21 protein-coding genes are annotated in these 18,526 nt (G+C 68.0%); 7 read left to right on the top strand and 14 right to left on the bottom strand.

Annotated features, from left to right (window positions below):
• Window positions 1-15: 15 nt before the first annotated feature.
• From KF745_06755 to KF745_06740, 4 genes are all read right to left on the bottom strand, one after another.
• Entirely contained in the window at window positions 16-204 is a 189-nt protein-coding gene (locus tag KF745_06755; GenBank protein MBX3358110.1) for a hypothetical protein, read from the bottom strand.
• Between the two features lie 73 nt (window positions 205-277).
• Window positions 278-784 (bottom strand): tRNA (cytidine(34)-2'-O)-methyltransferase, encoded by a 507-nt coding sequence (locus tag KF745_06750; GenBank protein MBX3358109.1) that lies wholly within the window; start codon window positions 782-784, stop codon window positions 278-280.
• 99 nt (window positions 785-883) lie between these two features.
• Complete coding sequence (locus KF745_06745; protein ID MBX3358108.1) at window positions 884-2,095, bottom strand: TlpA family protein disulfide reductase; 1,212 nt, start codon at window positions 2,093-2,095, stop codon at window positions 884-886.
• 197 nt (window positions 2,096-2,292) lie between these two features.
• Complete coding sequence (locus KF745_06740; protein MBX3358107.1) at window positions 2,293-3,141, bottom strand: RNA methyltransferase; 849 nt, start codon at window positions 3,139-3,141, stop codon at window positions 2,293-2,295.
• A 94-nt stretch (window positions 3,142-3,235) separates the two neighbouring features.
• On the opposite strand from KF745_06740, the gene KF745_06735 reads away from it, so the two are divergent.
• From KF745_06735 to serA, 3 genes are all read left to right on the top strand, one after another.
• Complete coding sequence (locus KF745_06735) at window positions 3,236-3,970, top strand: hypothetical protein (protein MBX3358106.1); 735 nt, start codon at window positions 3,236-3,238, stop codon at window positions 3,968-3,970.
• Window positions 3,971-4,096: 126 nt separating this feature from the next.
• A complete protein-coding gene (locus KF745_06730) occupies window positions 4,097-5,041 on the top strand; it encodes an undecaprenyl-diphosphate phosphatase (GenBank protein ID MBX3358105.1) in 945 nt (314 codons plus the stop codon).
• Between the two features lie 20 nt (window positions 5,042-5,061).
• Window positions 5,062-6,336 (top strand): phosphoglycerate dehydrogenase, encoded by a 1,275-nt coding sequence (serA, locus tag KF745_06725; protein ID MBX3358104.1) that lies wholly within the window; start codon window positions 5,062-5,064, stop codon window positions 6,334-6,336.
• 11 nt (window positions 6,337-6,347) lie between these two features.
• On the opposite strand, the gene KF745_06720 is transcribed toward serA, so the two are convergent.
• Genes KF745_06720 through KF745_06710 form a run of 3 tightly spaced genes read right to left on the bottom strand, consistent with a single transcriptional unit; the run spans window position 6,348 to window position 8,308 of the window.
• Window positions 6,348-6,917 carry a hypothetical protein gene (locus tag KF745_06720; protein MBX3358103.1) on the bottom strand — a complete coding sequence of 190 codons (570 nt, stop codon included), beginning with the start codon at window positions 6,915-6,917 and terminating at the stop codon, window positions 6,348-6,350.
• Between the two features lie 53 nt (window positions 6,918-6,970).
• Window positions 6,971-7,324 (bottom strand): STAS domain-containing protein, encoded by a 354-nt coding sequence (locus KF745_06715; protein MBX3358102.1) that lies wholly within the window; start codon window positions 7,322-7,324, stop codon window positions 6,971-6,973.
• Between the two features lie 27 nt (window positions 7,325-7,351).
• On the bottom strand, window positions 7,352-8,308 hold the full coding sequence (locus KF745_06710; GenBank protein MBX3358101.1) for a hypothetical protein: 957 nt from the start codon (window positions 8,306-8,308) through the stop codon (window positions 7,352-7,354).
• A gap of 263 nt (window positions 8,309-8,571) precedes the next feature.
• On the opposite strand from KF745_06710, the gene KF745_06705 reads away from it, so the two are divergent.
• On the top strand, window positions 8,572-10,005 hold the full coding sequence (locus KF745_06705) for a radical SAM protein (GenBank protein MBX3358100.1): 1,434 nt from the start codon (window positions 8,572-8,574) through the stop codon (window positions 10,003-10,005).
• Here the strand turns inward: KF745_06705 and KF745_06700 are convergent, their stop codons facing one another.
• From KF745_06700 to KF745_06690, 3 genes are read right to left on the bottom strand one after another with little or no spacing between them, the layout of a single operon-like run.
• Window positions 10,006-10,680, bottom strand: coding sequence for an FkbM family methyltransferase (locus KF745_06700; protein ID MBX3358099.1), 675 nt, complete (start codon window positions 10,678-10,680; stop codon window positions 10,006-10,008).
• A complete protein-coding gene (locus KF745_06695) occupies window positions 10,677-11,117 on the bottom strand; it encodes a hypothetical protein (GenBank protein MBX3358098.1) in 441 nt (146 codons plus the stop codon). Before KF745_06695 ends, KF745_06700 begins: the two co-directional genes overlap by 4 nt.
• On the bottom strand, window positions 11,101-12,165 hold the full coding sequence (locus KF745_06690; GenBank protein MBX3358097.1) for an MBL fold metallo-hydrolase: 1,065 nt from the start codon (window positions 12,163-12,165) through the stop codon (window positions 11,101-11,103). Before KF745_06690 ends, KF745_06695 begins: the two co-directional genes overlap by 17 nt.
• 117 nt (window positions 12,166-12,282) lie before the next feature.
• On the opposite strand from KF745_06690, the gene efp reads away from it, so the two are divergent.
• The gene (gene efp / locus KF745_06685) at window positions 12,283-12,837 is read left to right on the top strand and encodes an elongation factor P (GenBank protein MBX3358096.1); all 555 of its coding nucleotides are present in this window, start codon (window positions 12,283-12,285) and stop codon (window positions 12,835-12,837) included.
• A gap of 44 nt (window positions 12,838-12,881) precedes the next feature.
• On the opposite strand, the gene KF745_06680 is transcribed toward efp, so the two are convergent.
• Together KF745_06680 and KF745_06675 are read right to left on the bottom strand one after the other, a co-directional pair.
• Window positions 12,882-13,964 (bottom strand): alcohol dehydrogenase catalytic domain-containing protein, encoded by a 1,083-nt coding sequence (locus tag KF745_06680; GenBank protein ID MBX3358095.1) that lies wholly within the window; start codon window positions 13,962-13,964, stop codon window positions 12,882-12,884.
• A 42-nt stretch (window positions 13,965-14,006) separates the two neighbouring features.
• Window positions 14,007-14,891 (bottom strand): HEAT repeat domain-containing protein, encoded by an 885-nt coding sequence (locus KF745_06675; protein MBX3358094.1) that lies wholly within the window; start codon window positions 14,889-14,891, stop codon window positions 14,007-14,009.
• A gap of 59 nt (window positions 14,892-14,950) precedes the next feature.
• Here KF745_06675 and KF745_06670 point away from each other — a divergent pair, with 59 nt between their 5' ends.
• Window positions 14,951-15,805: a hypothetical protein gene (locus KF745_06670; protein ID MBX3358093.1), complete on the top strand. Its 855-nt coding sequence runs from the start codon at window positions 14,951-14,953 to the stop codon at window positions 15,803-15,805.
• A gap of 9 nt (window positions 15,806-15,814) precedes the next feature.
• Here the strand turns inward: KF745_06670 and KF745_06665 are convergent, their stop codons facing one another.
• Together KF745_06665 and KF745_06660 are read right to left on the bottom strand one after the other, a co-directional pair.
• On the bottom strand, window positions 15,815-16,618 hold the full coding sequence (locus KF745_06665; GenBank protein ID MBX3358092.1) for a hypothetical protein: 804 nt from the start codon (window positions 16,616-16,618) through the stop codon (window positions 15,815-15,817).
• Window positions 16,619-16,627: 9 nt separating this feature from the next.
• Window positions 16,628-17,425: an ABC transporter ATP-binding protein gene (locus tag KF745_06660; GenBank protein ID MBX3358091.1), complete on the bottom strand. Its 798-nt coding sequence runs from the start codon at window positions 17,423-17,425 to the stop codon at window positions 16,628-16,630.
• 84 nt (window positions 17,426-17,509) lie between these two features.
• Between KF745_06660 and KF745_06655 the strand changes: the two genes are divergently transcribed.
• The gene (locus KF745_06655; GenBank protein ID MBX3358090.1) at window positions 17,510-18,499 is read left to right on the top strand and encodes a complex I NDUFA9 subunit family protein; all 990 of its coding nucleotides are present in this window, start codon (window positions 17,510-17,512) and stop codon (window positions 18,497-18,499) included.
• The last annotated feature ends 27 nt before the right edge of the window (window positions 18,500-18,526 follow it).

The raw sequence follows: 18,526 nt of genomic DNA, 5'->3' as shown, positions 1-18,526 counted from the left end.
AGCTTGGTCCCGCCGCTATCTGGGGGCGAGCCGGCCCTCGAGGTTCGGCGATTGCCGGCCGAATGCGTCCGTCTTGTACTGCTTGGCGTACTCGTTCCGCACCGCGTCGTAGTGGTCGAACGGGGTGCGGGTGTCATCCGGCGAGAGCAGGGGCTTGGAGCACCCCACGCCGAGCAGAACCGCCACGACGAGAACTCTGGGCATCCACCAACGTCCATGCGGGATGGGTCTCATATCTCTCAATCGTCCTCCGCGCCCGATCATACCGCGAGCACCGTCAGGCGTCCCGCAATCGTCCGGTCGCGTCGAGCGAGAGGTCGCCGGAAGCGACACGCTGCCGCACACCCTCGTACACGACCGCGCAGACTGCGGTCGCAAGGTTGAGGGACCGCTCCTCGGCGACCATCGGCAGCGTGATCAGTCGGTCGGGGTGAGCCGCCAGCAACTCGTCGGGCAGTCCCTTCGACTCTTTGCCAAAGACGAGGTAGTCGCCCGGCCGCAGGGGCACCTCCCATGCCGGGCGGGCCGACTTGGTCGTGAGCAGCCAGAGGTTCGCGGGGGCCTGGTCGCGGCAGAACTCCTCCCACCCCGCATGCTCGCTCGGGCTCAGACGCGGCCAGTAGTCAAGCCCGGCTCGCCGGCATGCCTTTTCAGAAGTGGAGAACCCCAGCGGGTGGATCAGGTGGAGGGCGCACCCCGTCGCGACGCATGTCCGCCCGATGTTCCCGGTGTTGTTGGGGATCTCGGGCTCGTGCAGCACGATGTGGAACAGGGGCCGGGCCAATCGAACGACGATAGCCGCGGGTCACGATGGTGGGCGTGCCAAAGAAACAGGGCCCGGGAGCGGTTCCCGGGCCCTGTTTCGGTTGGCTGGGTTGGAGCGTCAGCTCTTGTTGGTCTTTAGGTACTCGACCTCGGCCTGGCGCCGCGCTGCGACCCCGGGGTCCGCGGCGATGACCGCGCCCACGGCCTTGGCGAACGCCGGATCGAGCGGATTGCCCTGCCACCGCACGATGCCGTCGGTGGACATGACGACTACGTGGGGGATGCCCTGGACTTGAAGAGCCTTGCTGATCGTCTTGCTCGTGTCCGTCGCCTGCGAATAGGCGTGCCGGTGCGAGTTCAGGAAGTTCTTGACCGTTCCGGCGGGCTCGTCGGAGAGGCCGATGACGACAAGGTCCGCCTTGTTGGCCTTGTACATCTCATCGATCTTGGGCATCGCCTTCTTGCAGGGGCCGCACCAGGTGGCCCAGAAGTCGATGACGACCACGCGACCGTTGCTCTTGGGCGGATCGGTCAGCCACGTCTCGCTGCCGAACGAGGCCGGCAGGGCCTGACCCTGCACGTTGGTCGCGGTGAGCGATTGCGTATTCTTGTCGGGCCACTTGGCCCCCTCGTACGCCGAGATATCCGGCAGCTGGAACGGGACGTCGAGCAGCGCGCCGGGCCGGTACTCCCCGGAAATGGTGCGGGACCGCATCGCTTCGTCGGCCCGCTTCGCCGCATTGGCAGCAACCGTGCCCGGCACCGCCGCGGCCTGTTCTTTGCTCTCCCCAGCGACGATCGAGAGGGCCTTCTCAAGCGACGAGGCGTCGACATCGGCGAACCGGACGTTGCCGGCGCGGTCAAGGATGTAGTACGCGGGAGCGTGCTTGGCGTTGAGCCCGGAGCCGAAGGCGCCGGTGGAGTCGTGAGCGATGGGCCCCGTGTAGCCCGCGTCCTTGGCCACCTGGGCGGCCATGTCGTAGCCGCGGGCATCGTGGACGCCAACGACCACAAGGCCGTCCTTGCCGAACCGGTTGAGCATGCGTTGAGCCACCGGGAGCGAGGTCTGCGACACCTTGTGCCACGAGCGCCAAGTGAAGATGAGGACCGGCTTTCCATCGGCTGCCGCGGCGTCCACGGCGGCGCCGTCCGTCCAGCCAGTCAGCGTGCCCCAGAGCGAGGCATCGAACGGCGTCAACTCCATGGCGTTCAGGGTCGCCCGGGTCTCACCCGAGCCCACGCGCATCACACCGTCGGCGGGCGGTGCAGCAAGAGACACGGCGGTCATGGTCAACGCGGCGGCGGCCAGTACAAGACGCGCGGTTTTCATGCGCAAACTCCGTGGGTGGACGGGACGCGATCCAGGAGGAGGATCAGTGTTCAACTCGGCTGCTTGCTTGATGATAACGCAGAGTTTCAGTTTTGTTGCCCCCTTTGTCTGAGACTCGCCACACCCTTTCGATTCTCCCCCGATGACCCCTTCGTGCATCGACGTGATATGACGCCCTTGGTCAGCAGTATATATGGTTAATGTTCGGATATCAAGGCCTGCATGGCGATGGCCGCCGCAACTGATACGTTGAGCGAATCGACACCTGGCGTCATCGGGATCCGCAGCCGGAGGTCCGCCGCGGCAAGCACAGCCGCCGACAGCCCGGCACCCTCCGTTCCAAGGACCAGCGCCACGCGCCCGTCTGTTTCGCCCGCCCGCCTGACGTCAATGGCATCTGATGCTGGGGTCAGGGCGCCAATGGTAAACCCCAGGTCCCGAAGCCCCAGGAGCCCCGTCGGCCAATCCGCGATCGTCGCGTACGGAACGCCAAGAACATGGCCCATCGACACCCGCAGGGACTTTCGGTACAGCGGATCGCCACACCGCGGCGACAGGAGCACACCAACCCCTCCGAACCCAAGGCCCGCGGCGTTGCGGAAGATCCCGCCGATGTTGTCGTGGTTGCAGAGATCCTCGAGCACCAGCAGCAGGCGGGAGCGGCGGGCGATCGATTCTGGGGTGTCGATGGCCCCGTCCCCGCGGCGACCCAGCGCGAGCAGGCCCCTGTGCATGCTGAAGCCGACGATGCCGCTGAGCAGGTCCGCATCGGCGACGTAGAAGGGGCAGTCGGCGGGGATCAGGGCGTGAACATCAGCCAGGGCCTCGAACCGCGTCCTGGTGCCGAAGATCGAGACCGGGCGGAATCGGGGCTCGGAGGTGATCAATCGCCGGACGACTAGGTCCCCTTCGGCCATGAACAACCCGGGCCTGCTTGTCACCGGGTTCACGGGGTCGGTCCGGTGCCTGAGCTCCGCATCGCGCAGGCCTGCGTACTCGGCGATACGAGGGTCCGAGAGCGACTCGATGGGGATGGTGGTGGCCATTTCCTGGAGCAACGGGCAATCGCACACGGTATGGCAGGCCCGGCGCGAGTCACCGCACACCTGACCTGCCGTCCGTACGGCACTAGACTTTGCCATGAAGACTCACCTTGTGCGTTGTGCCGCGGCGTTCGCCGCCGGTCTTGCCCTTCTGGGATGCGAGGAGAAGGCTCCGCCCACAGCGTCCCCACCCGCGACGCCGACACCCGGCGTGGCGGCCAGCCGCGGGAACGGGGCGCTGAGCAACCTGTCTGAGCAGCCGACCTCCATGTACGGCCGCTCGGCCAAGACGGGCAAGGACACCGCCGCAGGCATCGAGCAGAACCAGGCTCGCGCCGCGGGCCTTGCGGATGAGATTACCGGTCAGGCGAACTCCGTCGAGGTGGCGGGACTGGTCTGGAGCGTGCCTTCCGAGTGGGAGAAGGTCAACGCCGGCCCGATGCGGGCAGCAGAGTTTGTCATTCCCGGCGACGGCGCCGGCGAGGCGAACGTCGTGTGGTTCTTCTTCGGCACCACGCAGGGCGGCAATGTGAAGCAGAACCTGGATCGCTGGAAGACGATGGTGACGGCTTCCGGCGGCGGACCGGCTGACTGGCGGGTGAACCAGCGCATGATCGGCGGCTTCCCGGTTACGATCGCCGAGGCCGATGGAACCTACCACGAGGGCATGCCCGGCCAGGCGAAGACGCCAAGGACGGGGTATGCCTTCCGCGGCGCCATCGTCGAGGGCCCGCTGGGCAACGTCTTCATCCGTCTCACCGGTCCCGCCACGCCTGTCGAGAACGCGGCCCTCCAATGGAAGAGCCTGATCGACGGCGTGCGCAAGAAGTAGGCGCCAGCAGGCGGGCAATCAGATCGCGGCGCCACGGGCCGTTCCCGCCGGCCTATTGAGGCGGGGGGGGGTTGATCCGATCTTGGGTTGGTGCCACGCCCGTCCTGCGTGGAGTCAGGAGGCGGCGTGGAGTGGTGGCAGTCGATCATTCTCGGACTGGTTGAGGGGATCACGGAGTACCTGCCGGTCAGTTCGACGGGGCACCTGATCCTCGTGTCCAACCTTATCGGCCTGGGCGCCGATACGGGAGTGGGGGGCGGGCGGAGCGAAGCCGTCAAGTCGTTCGAGGTCGTGATCCAGGCGGGAGCGATCCTGGCCGTGGTCGGCCTCTACTGGCCGCGGTTCGTCCAGATGCTCCGCGGGCTGATCGGACGCGATCCGGTGGGGATGCGTCTGCTGGTGAACCTCGGGGTGGCATTCGTGCCCGCCGTCGTGGTGGGCCTTCTGGTGAACAAGTTCATCAAGGCCCATCTCTTCTACCCCGTGCCCGTCGTGGCGGCGCTCATGCTCGGCGGCGTGTACATGATGGGTGTGGAGGCGTGGCGGGTCGGGAGGTTCTCCGTGCCAAGGGCGCGGGCCGAGGAGGTGGGGATCGAGGATCTCACCGTCGGCAAGTCGCTTGTCATCGGCCTGCTGCAGTGTGTCGCGATGTGGCCCGGTACCAGCCGGTCGATGATGACGATCACCGGCGGCTATTTCGTCGGGCTCCGCCCCGCGGCGGCTGCCGAGTTCTCGTTTCTTCTTGGCGTGCCGACCCTGACCGCCGCGGCCGCGTGGGACCTGTACAAGGACCTCAAGGGCGCCGGGCCGGAGAACGGCGGCAACCTTTTCCAGCACCTGGGGGCGACGAACGTCGTGCTCGGGATCCTCGTCGCGGCAGTGAGCGCGGCGCTGGCCGTCAAATGGCTCGTCGGGTTCCTCAACCGGCGCGGGCTGGCCCCGTTTGGGTGGTACCGCTTGCTCATCGGTGTCGTCATGGCCGGGTTGATCCTCGGCCAGATCGTTCGAATTGCCCCCGAGCCCCGTCCGGCCGCCGCTGTTCCCGCGCCGGCCGCGACCAACGGAAACTGACCACCGCGAGAGACGCGCACGTGAAGACGTCATTCCCAAAGAGCAAGATCCGCGTCGTGCTGCTGGAAGGGATCCATGCGCGCGGACGCGAGCGGCTGGTTGAAGAGGGCTTCACGGTTGACGCGAGCGCCAGGGCGCTGGAGGGGGAGGCCCTGGCCGCGGCGATCAAGGCCGGTGGCGGCGCTCATGCCCTGGGCATCCGCAGCAAGAGCGGCGTGACCGCCGGCGTGATCGCCCCCGCCTCGCGACTCCTGGCGATCGGCTGCTTCTGCATCGGCACCGACCAGGTGGACCTCAAGGCCGCCTGCCTCGCCGGCATCCCGGTCTTCAACTCCCCGTTCTCCAACACCCGGAGCGTCGCGGAGTTGACGATCTGCGAGATCATCGCCCTGCACCGCCGCCTGTCGGACCGAAGCACCCAGATGCACCGCGGCGAATGGGACAAGTCCGCTTCCGGCGCCCACGAGGTCCGCGGCCGCACGCTCGGCATCGTCGGCTATGGCCGAATCGGGTCTCAGGTCAGCGTGCTCGCCGAGGCGCTCGGCATGCGCGTGATCTACTTTGATGTGCGCGCTGTCCTCCCGCTCGGCAACGCCCGGCCGGTCCGCACGCTCAAGGAACTGCTCGCGGGCAGCGACGTGGTCACCGTCCACGTCCCCGACACCGATCGGACGCGGGGGCTCATCGGGCGCGACGAGCTTGGCGCGATGAAACGGGGCGCCCATCTGATCAACAACGCCCGCGGCGGGGTCGTCGACGTGCCCGCCCTTGCCAGGGCGATCAGGGATGGCAGGCTCGGCGGCGCGGCGGCCGACGTGTTCCCCAGCGAGCCCGCTGGCAAGGGGGATGCCTTCGCCAGCGAACTCCGCGGGCTGGAGAATGTCATCCTCACGCCGCACATCGGCGGCAGCACGGAGGAGGCGCAGGAGGCGATCGCCGAGGATGTCGCCGCCAAGCTCGCCCGGTTCATCAACAACGGAAGCACCGCGGGTGCGGTAAACGTTCCCGAGGTTGACCTTCCCGAACAGGGAATGGCCGAGTCCCGCGGCAAGGCCGGCGGAAGGAAGGCCGAACGCCGCCACCGCATCCTGCACTTCCACCGGAACGTTCCCGGCGTTCTGAGCAAGATGCACGCCGCGATCGCCGCCCTTGGTGCGAACATCGCCGCGGAGTACCTCCAGACCAACGCCGACATCGGCTACGTGGTGCTCGATGTTGATCCGACCGATGCGAGGGCGATCGTGGAGCGGCTCCGGGAAATCCCCGAGACGATCCGTGTCCGGCTGCTGTGGTAGCACGCTTCGGGCTAGTTCGACCCGGTCGGTTGGCGCCATAGATCGACAAGACGATCGACGATCGCATCGATGCCGGCGCTATTCGTGTCGATTCGCACGCTCGCGAGCCGCTCGTACACCGGTGCTCTCTGGGTCAAGAGGTGTTCGATCTCGTCCATCCCGGCGAGGCCGGTGAGCGGGGGACGGTCCTGGAGCATGTCGCCGCTGATCCGGGCATGCAGGACCGCGGCCGGAGCGGTCAGGTATGCGATGATCGCCTTTCGGTCGATGCGGGCTCGGTCAAGGGCTGCTGCGGCGGCGGGGATTGTCGGGGTACCACCGCCCAGCGCGATGACCCGCGGCGGGCTCGGCATTACGGCGGTGAGGGCGTTGGCCTCGGCGCTGCGGAATGCGGGCTCGCCAAACCGTGCCCAGGCCTCGGTAACCGAGGCGACGCCCAGAGCGGACAGCACAACATCGTCGAGATCGGTAAAGCCGGCGCCGACACGTTCAGCCACGGCCCGGCCCGCGGTGGTCTTGCCGGCGCCGCGAGGACCGATGAGGATCAAGTGTCGCGTGCGTGACGTTGGGAGTGTCGACACAAAGCGAGGGTATCGCCGGCTGCCACGCTCGAACGCGAGGGCGAATCCGCCCCTCAGGGGCGACCCTCGGACCCCTCGTCCAACTGCAGACCGGCGAGAGCCATCATCGGGTCGGAGGCGAAGCGGAAGACCTTGTCTAGGCCCGTGAGCATCATCACCGACCAGACGTCGTCGCCCATCGAGCACAGCACGATGGCCCGGCCGGCCTCCTGGACTCGCTTTCGCATCCTCAGCAACTGGGCGAGGTGCGACGAGTTGAGGTACGTCACCCCGGCGAAGTTGAGCACCACGTTGGGAACCGGTTCATCACCCTGGAGGCGATCGAAGATGGCCGAGAACTCCTCGGAGAGTTCCGGTTCATCCGCGAGTTCCGAGATCAGGATGCTGTCGCTCCATTGCTTGGGCATGGGTCAAGTGTAACCCGTGGCCAAGCATCAGATCGGACGGGCCTCCGGGCTCCCCGGGGAGACCTGCCCGATGCGTCGGCCCTCGGCCGGGGGTATGCCCCTGAGAAGTGCCGGGGACATGCCGCTGGCGTCCATAGCCATGCTCTCGGCGCCAGCCGCCATCCGGAGTTCCGTGGCCGGCGAGGAGGCCACGTCGCCGATCGTTCGGGAGAGGGCTCCCATCGCCCGCGAGCCGCTCCCCGAGGGCGCCGCGGCGACGCCCCGGGACCGCACGGCCGCAAGCTCTCGTTCCAGGGCGTGGTCGATCTGCTGCACGGTCGTCATGATCACACCCGCTTCCACGCCGGATCGGAACCACACGCCGATCATGACGGCCGCGACCAGCACGGCGAGGGGCATCAGGGCGTAGACCCCCAGCAGCGTCAACGCCGTCTCGCCGTCAGCCCGCTGGGCCTCGCTTGCAGCGACCATCGATTCGTACGAAGAGAAGACCCCCGGCCACAGCAGTGAGGGCACGGCATCGCGGAGGGGCAGGACCAGCATGGCCAGGACCATCGACCACACGCAGGCGGTGACCGCCTTCTCAACGCCGGGGATTGCCGCGCCGCCGGCCACCGAGACACCCAGCATCGTCAGTAAGCAGAGGACGACGGCCGCAATCGACCCGGCCAGCGTGGCAAACTTGCTCGCTTCGCGCATGAAGCCGTCAGTGGGGCTGAGGACGCGGTTGACGTCCACCGGCTTTGGGGCCCGCTCGTCCATCGTCAGCAGGACCTTCTCGCCGCTCTTGGGCTGGGCCCTCACGACCTCGGCCGAGACGCGATCCGGGGCCTTGGCCTCGACCGAGGTCCACCGTACATCCGTGTAATGGACAAACCCGAAGATCAGCAACTGGGCGGCGGTCGACAGGACGAGCACGGCCGCGGCGAGCAGCACCCACTGACGCAACTGCACCACTGCTGCTGAGACGTGCGGCGTGGCCATACTGCGGTACCTGCCTTCCGTTCCTGCGGCTCTGGGTCTGGCGCCGGCACGACACCAGCGCCCTCTGGGGGTGCATCGGCCACGGGGAAATGCGACCGAACAGCTCTCCTTACTCCCGCGATTTGCCCCCCCGTTACGAGTGCTCCCGCCGTGCCAACTGGCGCAGGGTCTCCCCGTTCTGGGACCATGGCTACTCCAGCGCAGCGGGCCCCGTATGCTTTCAACGATTCCTGAAACCTGCGAAGGCTCCCCGAGACGTCCCGATGACTGCGATCTACACGCCCCTGCCTGAACATCCTCACTTGGATTCTCAGGACCCCGGCCTGCTCGCCGCGGTGGCCGAGGGCTGCGCCCGGCTGACCCCGGAGCAGGCGATTGCCGCGATGGCGACGCTCCCGCTGACCACCCTGGCCCGGTTCGCGGATGCTCGCTGCCGGTCGCTCCACGCGGACACGTTCCGCACGTACGTGATCGATCGGAACATCAACTACACCAACGTCTGTAACGCGCGGTGCACGTTCTGTGCGTTCCGGCGCGATGCCGACGACAGCGATGCGTACACGCTGTCGTTCGATCAGATCCACGAGAAGATCGGGGAGTTGGCGGCCGTCGGGGGAACGCAGATCCTGATGCAGGGGGGGATGAACCCGAGTCTCCCGCTCGAGTGGTACATCGAACTGCTCACGGGGATCAAGGAGAAGTTCCCGGGGATCCACATCCACGCCTTCTCGCCTCCGGAGTTCATCGAGTTCGTGCATTTCTTCGACCCGCCCGGCTCCACGCTGGAGGAGAAGCTCCGGTGGGTGATGGTGCGGCTGCGCGACGCCGGGCTGGATTCGATCCCCGGCGGCGGCGGCGAGATCTTTGCCGACCCGGTTCGACGCAAGATCGGGCTTGGCAAGTGCGACGCCGAGGCCTGGCTTACGACGATGTATGTCGCTCACTCTCTGGGCATGTTCACCAGCGCCACGATGATGTTCGGCCACATCGAGGGGTACGCCGATCGCGTGCACCACATGGTCCAGGTCCGCGCGTGGCAGGACCGGGCCCTGGCCGGCGCCGCGGCGGGCGGAGCGATGGGACACTACAAGGCGTTCATCTCGTGGCCGTTCCAGCGGGAGAACACGCCGCTGGGCCGAGTCAGGGACTGGGGGGCCGACGCCGCGGAACTGACCCGCGAGTTCCCTGGGGACGCCGTCGCGCGGGCCTACGGCTTTGGCGCCAATCCCGATGTCGACTATCGCGACCTGGGCCCCGCGGCCGCCGAGTTCGGGCGGCGCGTCCGGATGTCCGGCGCGGTCGACTACCTGAGGACCCAGGCGCTCTCCCGGTTGGTGCTCGACAACATCTACTCGATCGGTGCTTCCTGGGTGACGATGGGGCCGCACATCGGGCAGGTGGCGCTCGCGTACGGCGCCAACGACATGGGCAGCGTGATGATGGAGGAAAACGTGGTCTCCTCCGCCGGAACCACCTATTGCCTGGACGAGGCGGTCCTCTGCCGCCTGATCCGCGAGGCCGGGTTCACTCCCGCTCAGCGCAACAACACGTACGACCTGATCCGCACGCACCCGGCCACGCCCTCGGCGCCGGACCTTGCAGTGACCGACTGGTCTCGCCACCGGGCGAGGAAGATGCACCAGCAGGCTCCGGCCGTCCGCGAGCCGCGGGCCGAACTCTCGGTCAGTGCGAGATAGTCACGCGGACGCTTTGGGCGCCGGCATCGCGGTGTTCCGCAGAAGCACATCGAACTTGAACCGCTCTACGACCTCCCACGCTCCGGGCAGCCGCTTCAGAATCTCTGCGAGGGGTATCTGGCCCTCGTACATCGCCTGATCGCTGAACTCGGTGAACAGCAGCCTGGTACGGGCCAGCGTCTTCGGGCCGCCCGCGATCATCAGGTCCTCGGCGCCCTGCGTATCCGCCCAGATCAACTCGATGTCTCCGAGCCCGGCCTCCGCGGCGTAGCTATCGAGCCGCACGCCCCGAACCTTGGCTGTGTCCTTGAACTTCACCCAGGGGAACGCCTTTAGATGGCCGCTGGGCATCTTGAGCGACGACGACTGCGTCCACGCCCGCGGAGCGTTGGCGTGGCCGGCCCATTCCGGGTGCCGCCCTCCCGAGAGGTGCATCACCGCCGTGCCGTCGGTGTCCGAAACCGCGGCCTCCACCAGCGTGAGGCCCGCATCCCGCCCCAGGCGACGAAACTCGTACGCGTTCCTCGGATCGGGCTCGAAGCAGATCAGCCTCGCCTGCGGGTACATCCGTCGCAACCGCGCCGAATCGTCGCCGATGTGCGCCCCGACTTCGATGATCGTTCCGGCGGTGTCGCCGCGGAGCAATCCCGCCTGCAGCGCGTCGTAGATACTCATGGCTCGCCCGGCAGGAAGCGGACCTCGGCCGCGAAGCCCGGAGGTCCGGTGTTCGATTCGCTCTCCGGAAACATGCAGTACCACGACGTCGGCCCGCTGAGGGCGGGGTGCCGCGCCAGGGTGACGCCCACGGGAGGGGCCTGATCCATGATCACGTACACCCTCATCGGGTCGTTGGTCTCGTACGTCAGCGTGGCCCGTCCGAACGAATCGGTCTTTGCAACGCCGCGCGCGGGCATGGGCGGGATGCCCAGCGCCGACCGCAAGGAGAGCGGGCCCGTCACGTTGATGGCTTCGATCCAGACTTGAGCACCCTCGATCGGTCGGCCGCTCGAGGCGTTGCGGACCTCGACGCTCATCGGCGCCGTGGAATAGCACCCGGCGCCGGCGCAGGCCAGCCCGGCCAGAACCAAGGCCCGGCTAGTGCCCTTCGTCACGCTGACGCTCCTCGATGATCTCGTCGTACACGGCGCCGAACGCGGCGGGCCTCAACTGCGGGCGGGCGTAGTCGGCGTACGCCTCGAGCTCCGAGCGGGTCACGTCGTCCCGGCTCTTGCCGGCATCGATCATCTTCGAGACACCGTCGCGAACGGTATCAAAGTAGACGATCTGAGCCTTGAGGCCCTCGAGGTCGGTCACGTCGCCGTGCCCCGGCACCACGATCGTCTCCGAATCGCACAGCGTGATCATGCGCCGGACGGCATCGCACCACCCCGTCGTCGAAGCCCCGGCGGCCCGGTCGATGAACGGGTGGCTGCGGGCGAACAGGAGATCCCCGGTGTGGAGGACGTTCAGGCGGGGGATGAAGACGAAGACATCGTTGTCGGTGTGGCCGTTGCCGGCGTGCTGGAGCAGCAGCCGCTCGCTCGCGGCCTCCATCTCCGTGTTCTCCGTGATCGTCTTCGTCGGAGCGAAGGCAGCCGGCGGCAGGTCCTGGATCTTCGCTGCGAGCGACTCGGCTTCGGCCATGATCGCCTTGGCGGTTTCGCTGTCCGACTTCGCCAGCGCCCGGATCGCGGCCTCCACGTGCGGGGCGTACCGATCCCGGTTCTCGCCGGACGCGACCCGCTTGGCGCACTTGGCGTGCGAGATCACCGGGAGGCCCGCGGCGATCATCGCGTAGTTTCCTCCGGTGTGGTCCGCGTGGTGGTGCGTGTTGATCACGGTCTTTACCGGGGCCCGGGATGAGAGCGAGTTGGCTTCCCGCAGCAGAGCCGCCCCGAACGCGGCCGTCTTGCAATCAACCACGAGCGACTCGTCCTCGCCGACGAGCACGAGCGAGTTGCCGCCCTCGCCAACCGCAACCCAGATCGGCCGGTCGTTGCCGCCCGGTTGCTCCCAGGTGAAGTACCGATCACGATCCCCCGATCGCCGCGTGACTCTCGCGCCGGAAGCCGTCGCGGCGGCCACCGCGGGGCCGCCAACCAATCCGAGCCCCGCCAAGCCCGCGGTCAACCTGAGGAGATCTCGCCGTTGTTGGTTCATGGCTTCCTCCCGTTGTTATCCGCCCAGTCCGGCGTATTATTCTGCCCGGCGGACGCCGGACGCATCCCATACGGATGACCGTACGCACGATTCTGTTCACCAGTCAGGATACCGCACATGAAGGCCACCGACCTCCGCCCCGGCTACGGCGTCAAGATTGACGGCAAGCTCTTCGTCATCACGAACTTCGAGCACCGCACCCCCGGCAACCTGCGTGCGTTCATCCAGATCAAGATCCGGAACGTCATTACGGGCCAGATCATCGAGAAGCGGCTGTCCTCCAACGACGACATCGAGGTCGTGGACCTTGACCGCCGGCAGATGGAGTACCTGTACTCTGACTCCACCGGCGCCACGTTCATGGATTCGGAGAACTTCGACCAGCTCGTGATCCCCGAGAAGGTCCTCGGGGATGCGCTCCTGTACCTCCGCCCCAACTCCACCACCGTCGTTCTGATGCACGACGGCAACCCGATCTGCATCGAGATGCCCCTCTCGGTAGAACTCAAGATCGTCGACTGCGCTCCGGGCGTGAAGAAGGCCACCGTTACGAACGTGCAGAAGGAGGCCGAGTGCGAGACCGGCCTCAAGATCCGCGTCCCGGACTTCATCGAGGTCGGAGAGACCGTGAAGATCAACACGACCGACGGCTCGTACGTCGGCCGGGCATAATGGACGTCCGGGTGGGGGGTGGAGGGTGAACGTGCCGCGGCGATCTACGGATCGATCAGCACCTTCAGCGACCCCTCCTGATCGGCCGCCCGCAGCCCGCCGAGCGGATCGTCGAGTTTCAGTCGCTTCGATACCAGCGATCGGACATCAAGCTCGCCGCGTGCCAGAAGGTGCAGCGCCTCGGACGCCCCCGGCTGACCATCCCGGCACGCGAGGATCGAGACCTCGTTGGCCAGAGCCGGCGTCAGGTCGACGCCCCTCGCCCACGCCGGTGGCGCCGCCTCCGGTAACGGAACCCCCGCCGGGAACGGCGGGACCAGCGTCGGCGACGCCAGCACGATGGTCCCCCGGGGCCGGACCATCTGCAGCGCTGTCCTCAGCCCTGCGCTCGACGCGGAGCAGTCCACCACCACATCCTGGTCCTGCCGCCGGCCCGCATCCTGCAGCGGGCGGTTCTTGATCGCCCACCGATCCGCCACGGCGAGCAGCGGCTCGCTCCGCGAGAGCAGCCGTGCGGATGCGTTGTGCAGCGAGAGGATCTTCGTCACGAGCAGCGCCGAGAGATCCGCCGGCCCCCCCGGAAGCCCCGGGTCGGTATCCGTGCTCAGCACCGTGATGAACGCCTTCGCCGCGGTCCGCGCGATCTGCGCCGCGTGGGAGGCGTGCGCCACACTCGCCGCGAAGACCGCTGCGTCGTCGTCGAGCGGATCGGGAACCTGCATCAGGTTCGCGAGCGGAAGCGTGATGAACTCGGCGAGGCACCCATTCCGCCCGACCAGCCCGACCACCTGGCGCGAGCGGCAGTGGGCCGAGAGGCCCGCCCGGCACATGTCGCAGTGCCCGCACACGACCGTCGGCGACGCCACCACCCGCTTGTTCTGCAGCGACTTCCTGCTCGCCAGCGACGCCGGTGCATCCGCCGGAAGGCTCACCTGCTCCACGACCCCCACGAACTCGTGCCCGATCGTGATCGGTGCCGGCGGCTTGAGTGTGCCCTTGAATATCGCCAGGTCGGTCGGACCGATCGCGGCCCGCGTCACCCGCACCAGCGCCTCCCCGGGCCCCGCGTCGGGTGCGGCGACCTTGCCGAGGGTCAGACCGGACTGTTCATAACGGACGGCGCGCACGGTTGATGATCCTCGGTACGGCGCGAGGGCGCCGAGACGGGCCTACTTGGACGGCTCCGGGGTCGGTGTCGGACCCGCCGCCGCCCCGCCCTCTGGTTTCTGCATCGTCGGCGTCGTCGCGGCGGCAAGGCCCACCGGCGACGCGGCTACTTCATTGGGCGGCGGCGGCCAGAACGGGAGGTACTCCCAGAAGTAGTTCTCCCGCGCGAACGTCGGGTAGATGTAGGTCGTCCGCCCGGCGAACGGGTCCTTTGACGTGCTGACCCACGCGAACCACTCGGCCCGGTCCAGCCGGAAGTCCTGCCCGGTCAGGGTGTGGAGCGAGGTGTTCGCCGCGATGTTGACACTCAGCCGCTCGTCGTCGATCGCTGCGATCAGCGCCTGCAGCACCCGAGACTCGGCGTACTGCCCCAGCGCCGTCGCGGCCGCCGCGCGAACATCGCCGTCGATCTCCGACGGATCCAGCCGCTCCAGGAGCCCCGGCACCGCCACCGGGTTGTGCAGACGCTGCAGCGCCCTCACCGTGTTGAGCCGGACATACCTGGAATCCTGCTTGAGAAGCGGGAGAAGCAGCGGCACATCCTCCGGCGAGCCGTGCTGCCCGACCGCGAACGCCGCCGCCGCGCGCACGGACGCATCCGGGTCCGAGAGGTGCTCGATGTACCCCTTCACGTACACCGATTCGCCGCCGAACGGGGCGTTGGCCAGCAGCACCGTTCCCCGGTACCGCTTGTCGGAGTCGTACGGATCGAACATCCACTTCGCGGCGTCGACCGGAGTCGGCGTATCCGTCTTCACGAGCTGCAGCACGCTGGTCGTGTTGGGGTCGACGTTGGAGTCGCACCCGCCAAGGGGCAGAAGCCACGCGACGGCCACAGCCGTCAGCGTCGCATCGAATCGGGCCCGGAGAACTCTCGCTCGCAGCATCACCCGAGTATATCGGACCTTCGCCCGCGGCAGGGCTACGGGTGGAGTACCGTCCTTCCATGACTCGCAGGGCGCTCATGATTCCTCCAGCCCGCTTTGCAGCGTCGCTTCGGTTGATTGGGCCTCTCCTAATCGTGGCTCTAGGCGGGTGTGCAAGCACTTCCTCGACCGTCCCCGCCCCAACCGCGCCCGCCGCGCCATCCTCCGCGTTCGACGTCGTCGGTCCCGCCCCCGCGCCCGCCGACACGGACTTGGTGGCGATCATGCTCTCCGTAGCGAGCAACCCAGAGATCACCTTCCGCCCCTGGGACCCATCGGACACCCGGCGGGTCCGCCTCGCTCGCGGCGGGAGCGGGGGGCTCGTCGACGAAGCCGGGTGGACCGAGACCTGGTCGATTCTCGGCAATGGGGAGGGCGGCGGTGGTGACGGAGGCAACGTCCAGTCCGAGGACCACTTCCGGCTTGATACCGCCGGCATCGTGCTCCTTGAGAACCGCGATGCGGGCGAGAGGGTCGTGACCGTGTTCGTGCCGGCGATGGCCGTCGCGCCCCGCGGCCTTTCGCCCGGCGAATCCCGCACCCAGGAACTCCAGATGTCCGTCCATCCTGCCGCCAAGCCCGGCGAGACCAAGGCCAAGGGGAAGGCGGAACACACGGTGACCTTCGTCGGCTTTGAGAGCGTGCGGATTCTGGAGCAGGCCGAGCCGATCGTCGCCGCGCACGTCCGCGCCCGGCTCTCCGCCGACCTTGGCGCCGCGAAGGTGCGGAACACCACCGATCAGTGGTTCGCCCCCGGCGTTGGCCTGGTAGCGCAGCGACGATCAGAGCAGACCAGCGTGCTCGGCGTGGCCCTCCGATCAATTGATGAAGCGTGGGTGATCGACGAACCGGCCCGCGGCTCCGCTGATCCGTGACCGCTGCTGCTATTCGGACTCGGGCGGCCTGAGCGCCACCGGCTTGGCGAGCACTTCGGCGATGAGGATGCCGCGACGCACATTCCTGCGGATGTCGTCCCCGACCGGGTCCGCATTGCCGAACAGCCGCGCCATCGCCGGCGCCCCCTTGGTCTTCAACGCGAACGCGGCCTTCGTCGCCCTCCGCAATGCCTCCGTTGAGGCAAAGTTCGCGTCGGCGGCCTGCGGAAAATCCGAAGGCGACCGCTTCGACGGCGGTGCAGCAGGGGCCGGGGCCGGAGCGGGCTCGGGCGATCGCCGCCGATCCTCTCGCCGTTGGGAGCGGGATGCCCGGGGGCCTTGCGGAGCGCGGATCGGCGGCGCCTGGGGAGCCGGCGCCGGCGGCGTCTTCGGCCCGTTGCGTGGCTGGATCAGGATCGGACCGTTGGGCCCCATGACGACGATCGGCGGACGCCGTCCACTCGGCGGCGAAGCCGTGGGCGGTGCGATCGGCCCGGGAACCCCCGTCCGTCTGGCCGCGATCTCGGCCTGGCGCCGTCGGGCCATCTCACGGAGGCGTTCTCGCGGCTCGTCCGCCGTCTGCGCCATGGTGGCGCCGCGGGTGAGTTGCGGCGAGGGAGCGCCAGCCTGCAGCACCGTCCGTCCGGTGCGCAGCGCCTCTTCGAATCGCTGCTGCCGCTCCATCTCGGCGCGCCGCAGATCCCGCTGCTCCTTGACCTTCCGGATAATCCAGGAGATCACCGAGGCCGACACGATCAGCCCGAAGATCAGGAACTTGATCGAGTTCACATTGATCCACTGCGGCCAGTTCATACCCGGATTCTACGGCCGCGGGCCGTCGGAGGTCGTCAACTCTGGAATCAAAGCCGTCACCAGCCCGGCAGAGGAAACCGGCGCAAACCGGACGCCGAAGACCGTGTCCAGCACCGCTGGCGTCAGCACGTCACGCACAGTCCCGAATGCCGCCACGGCTCCCTCACCGGTCAGCACCAGGGCGAACCCGGCGAACCGCAGGGCAGCCGTCAGGTCGTGCAGCACCACGACGACAGTTCGTCCCGAGTCCGCTTGATGGCTCAGCAGCCGCATCGTCTGCAGTTCGTGCGCGGGGTCCATCGCCGAGCACGGCTCATCCGCGAGGATCACCTGGCTCGCCGCTGGCACATCGCCTCCGTCCAGTTGGGCCAGGGCCCGCGCGACCGTCACCCGCTGCTGCTGCCCCACAGAGAGGTGCGCAAAGGGCCGATCCGAGATCGCCGCCAGTTCCATCGCCTCGATCGCCCCGGACACCGCCGGGTCATTCCGGGGCCGGGCGTACCGCGAGAGGCGCACCACTTGCTCAACAGAAAAACCCTCAGACAGGCTCGGCGTCTGAGGGATGTACGCGATGCGAGCGGCTCGCGCACGACCGGGCATCGCCGCGACCGGCTCCCCATCCAGCGTGATCGAGCCCGCGAGCGGTCGCAGCGCTCCAAGCAGCAGCCTAAGCAGGGTCGACTTGCCCGATCCGTTGGGCCCCACCACGACCGTCATCGAGCCGGGCCGGAACGCCCCGCTGACCCGTTGCAGAACCGGCCTGCCGGGGTGATACTCGTAGCCGACATCCTGCATCGAAAGGGGCATGCGGGGATGGTATCGAGTCGCCGGGGCCCACCCGCACGTGCCTCTGTTGCACCAGGCGCTGGCCGGCCCCTAACCTACTTCCCCATGGCTACCCAACCCGCCGTTGCTGTCCTTGGCGCCTCCGGCTTTGTCGGGCGCTACGTGGTTCGCGAACTGCTGAGCCGGGGGTACCCGGTGCGTGCACTGGTCCGATCCCGCGGCTCCGCGCGCGAAGCCCTTCCCGTCAGGGACGACCGGCTCACCCTGGTTGAGGGCGACGCCCTGGCCGACGGGGTCGCCGATCGGCTCGTCGCGGGCTGCGGCGCCGCCATCAACCTCATCGGCATCATCCGCGAAGGCCCCCGGGGCCAGACCTTCCAGCGGATGCACACCGCCATCCCGGAGGCCGTCGTCAGGGCGTGCTCCGCGGCGGGCGTCCGCCGGCTGGTCCACATGTCCGCCCTCGGCGTCGGCGCCGATAGCCGGAGTGCCTACGCCCGCACCAAGTGGGACGGCGAACAGGTCGTCCGCCGCAGCGGACTCATGTGGACGATCTTCCGTCCGTCGCTCATCCACGGGCCCGACGGCGAGTTCATCCAGATGATGCACGACCTCATGTCCGGTCAGACGGCGCCCTGGTACTTCATCCCCTACTTCACGCGATCCCAGCGCGACACCAGCGTGCCCGCGGGCTCGGTGTCGCAGGTTTCGGCGAGTGTCCAGCCCGTCGCCGTGCAGGACGTTGCCGCGGCGTTCTGCGCCGCCCTTGATACGCCGCAATCCGTGGGCGAGGTCTACAACCTCGTCGGGCCCGATGTCATGGATTGGCCCGAGTTGATCGAGTTCCTCCGCGACACGCTCCCCGGCACCAACCACCGCCTTGTCCCGTGGGGCATCCCCGGGGACGCCGCCGCGGCCGGCGCGATGGTCGCCGAGAAACTCGGCCTTGGATCGCTTCTCCCGTTCAACCACGGCCAGGCGGTCATGGCCATGAACGACTCGACCTCCGAGTCGGCAAAGGTGAAGACCGACCTCGGTCTCACGATGCGCCCCTTCCACGAGACCGTTCAGGCGTATGCGTCTCAGGTGGAGTAGCGGGGGGCGGGGGGGGGACGCCGGGTG

It is taken from the genome of Phycisphaeraceae bacterium (assembly GCA_019636655.1).
GTDB lineage: Bacteria > Planctomycetota > Phycisphaerae > Phycisphaerales > UBA1924 > JAHBXB01.
The sequence above is the reverse complement of the archived record's forward strand: the minus strand, read 5'-3'. Positions and strand labels throughout refer to the sequence as shown.

Coding starts and splice junctions, on each gene's coding strand:
- KF745_06700 (MBX3358099.1), bottom strand. CDS start 10,680: ATGAGTATCTACGACGCGCTGCAGGCGGGATTGCTCCGCGGCGACACC.
- KF745_06755 (MBX3358110.1), bottom strand. CDS start 204: ATGCCCAGAGTTCTCGTCGTGGCGGTTCTGCTCGGCGTGGGGTGCTCC.
- KF745_06675 (MBX3358094.1), bottom strand. CDS start 14,891: ATGCTGCGAGCGAGAGTTCTCCGGGCCCGATTCGATGCGACGCTGACG.
- efp (MBX3358096.1), top strand. CDS start 12,283: ATGAAGGCCACCGACCTCCGCCCCGGCTACGGCGTCAAGATTGACGGC.
- KF745_06660 (MBX3358091.1), bottom strand. CDS start 17,425: ATGCCCCTTTCGATGCAGGATGTCGGCTACGAGTATCACCCCGGCAGG.
- KF745_06735 (MBX3358106.1), top strand. CDS start 3,236: ATGAAGACTCACCTTGTGCGTTGTGCCGCGGCGTTCGCCGCCGGTCTT.
- KF745_06665 (MBX3358092.1), bottom strand. CDS start 16,618: ATGAACTGGCCGCAGTGGATCAATGTGAACTCGATCAAGTTCCTGATC.
- KF745_06740 (MBX3358107.1), bottom strand. CDS start 3,141: ATGGCCACCACCATCCCCATCGAGTCGCTCTCGGACCCTCGTATCGCC.
- KF745_06690 (MBX3358097.1), bottom strand. CDS start 12,165: ATGAACCAACAACGGCGAGATCTCCTCAGGTTGACCGCGGGCTTGGCG.
- KF745_06655 (MBX3358090.1), top strand. CDS start 17,510: ATGGCTACCCAACCCGCCGTTGCTGTCCTTGGCGCCTCCGGCTTTGTC.
- KF745_06705 (MBX3358100.1), top strand. CDS start 8,572: ATGACTGCGATCTACACGCCCCTGCCTGAACATCCTCACTTGGATTCT.
- KF745_06715 (MBX3358102.1), bottom strand. CDS start 7,324: ATGCCCAAGCAATGGAGCGACAGCATCCTGATCTCGGAACTCGCGGAT.
- KF745_06745 (MBX3358108.1), bottom strand. CDS start 2,095: ATGAAAACCGCGCGTCTTGTACTGGCCGCCGCCGCGTTGACCATGACC.
- KF745_06670 (MBX3358093.1), top strand. CDS start 14,951: ATGACTCGCAGGGCGCTCATGATTCCTCCAGCCCGCTTTGCAGCGTCG.
- KF745_06710 (MBX3358101.1), bottom strand. CDS start 8,308: ATGGCCACGCCGCACGTCTCAGCAGCAGTGGTGCAGTTGCGTCAGTGG.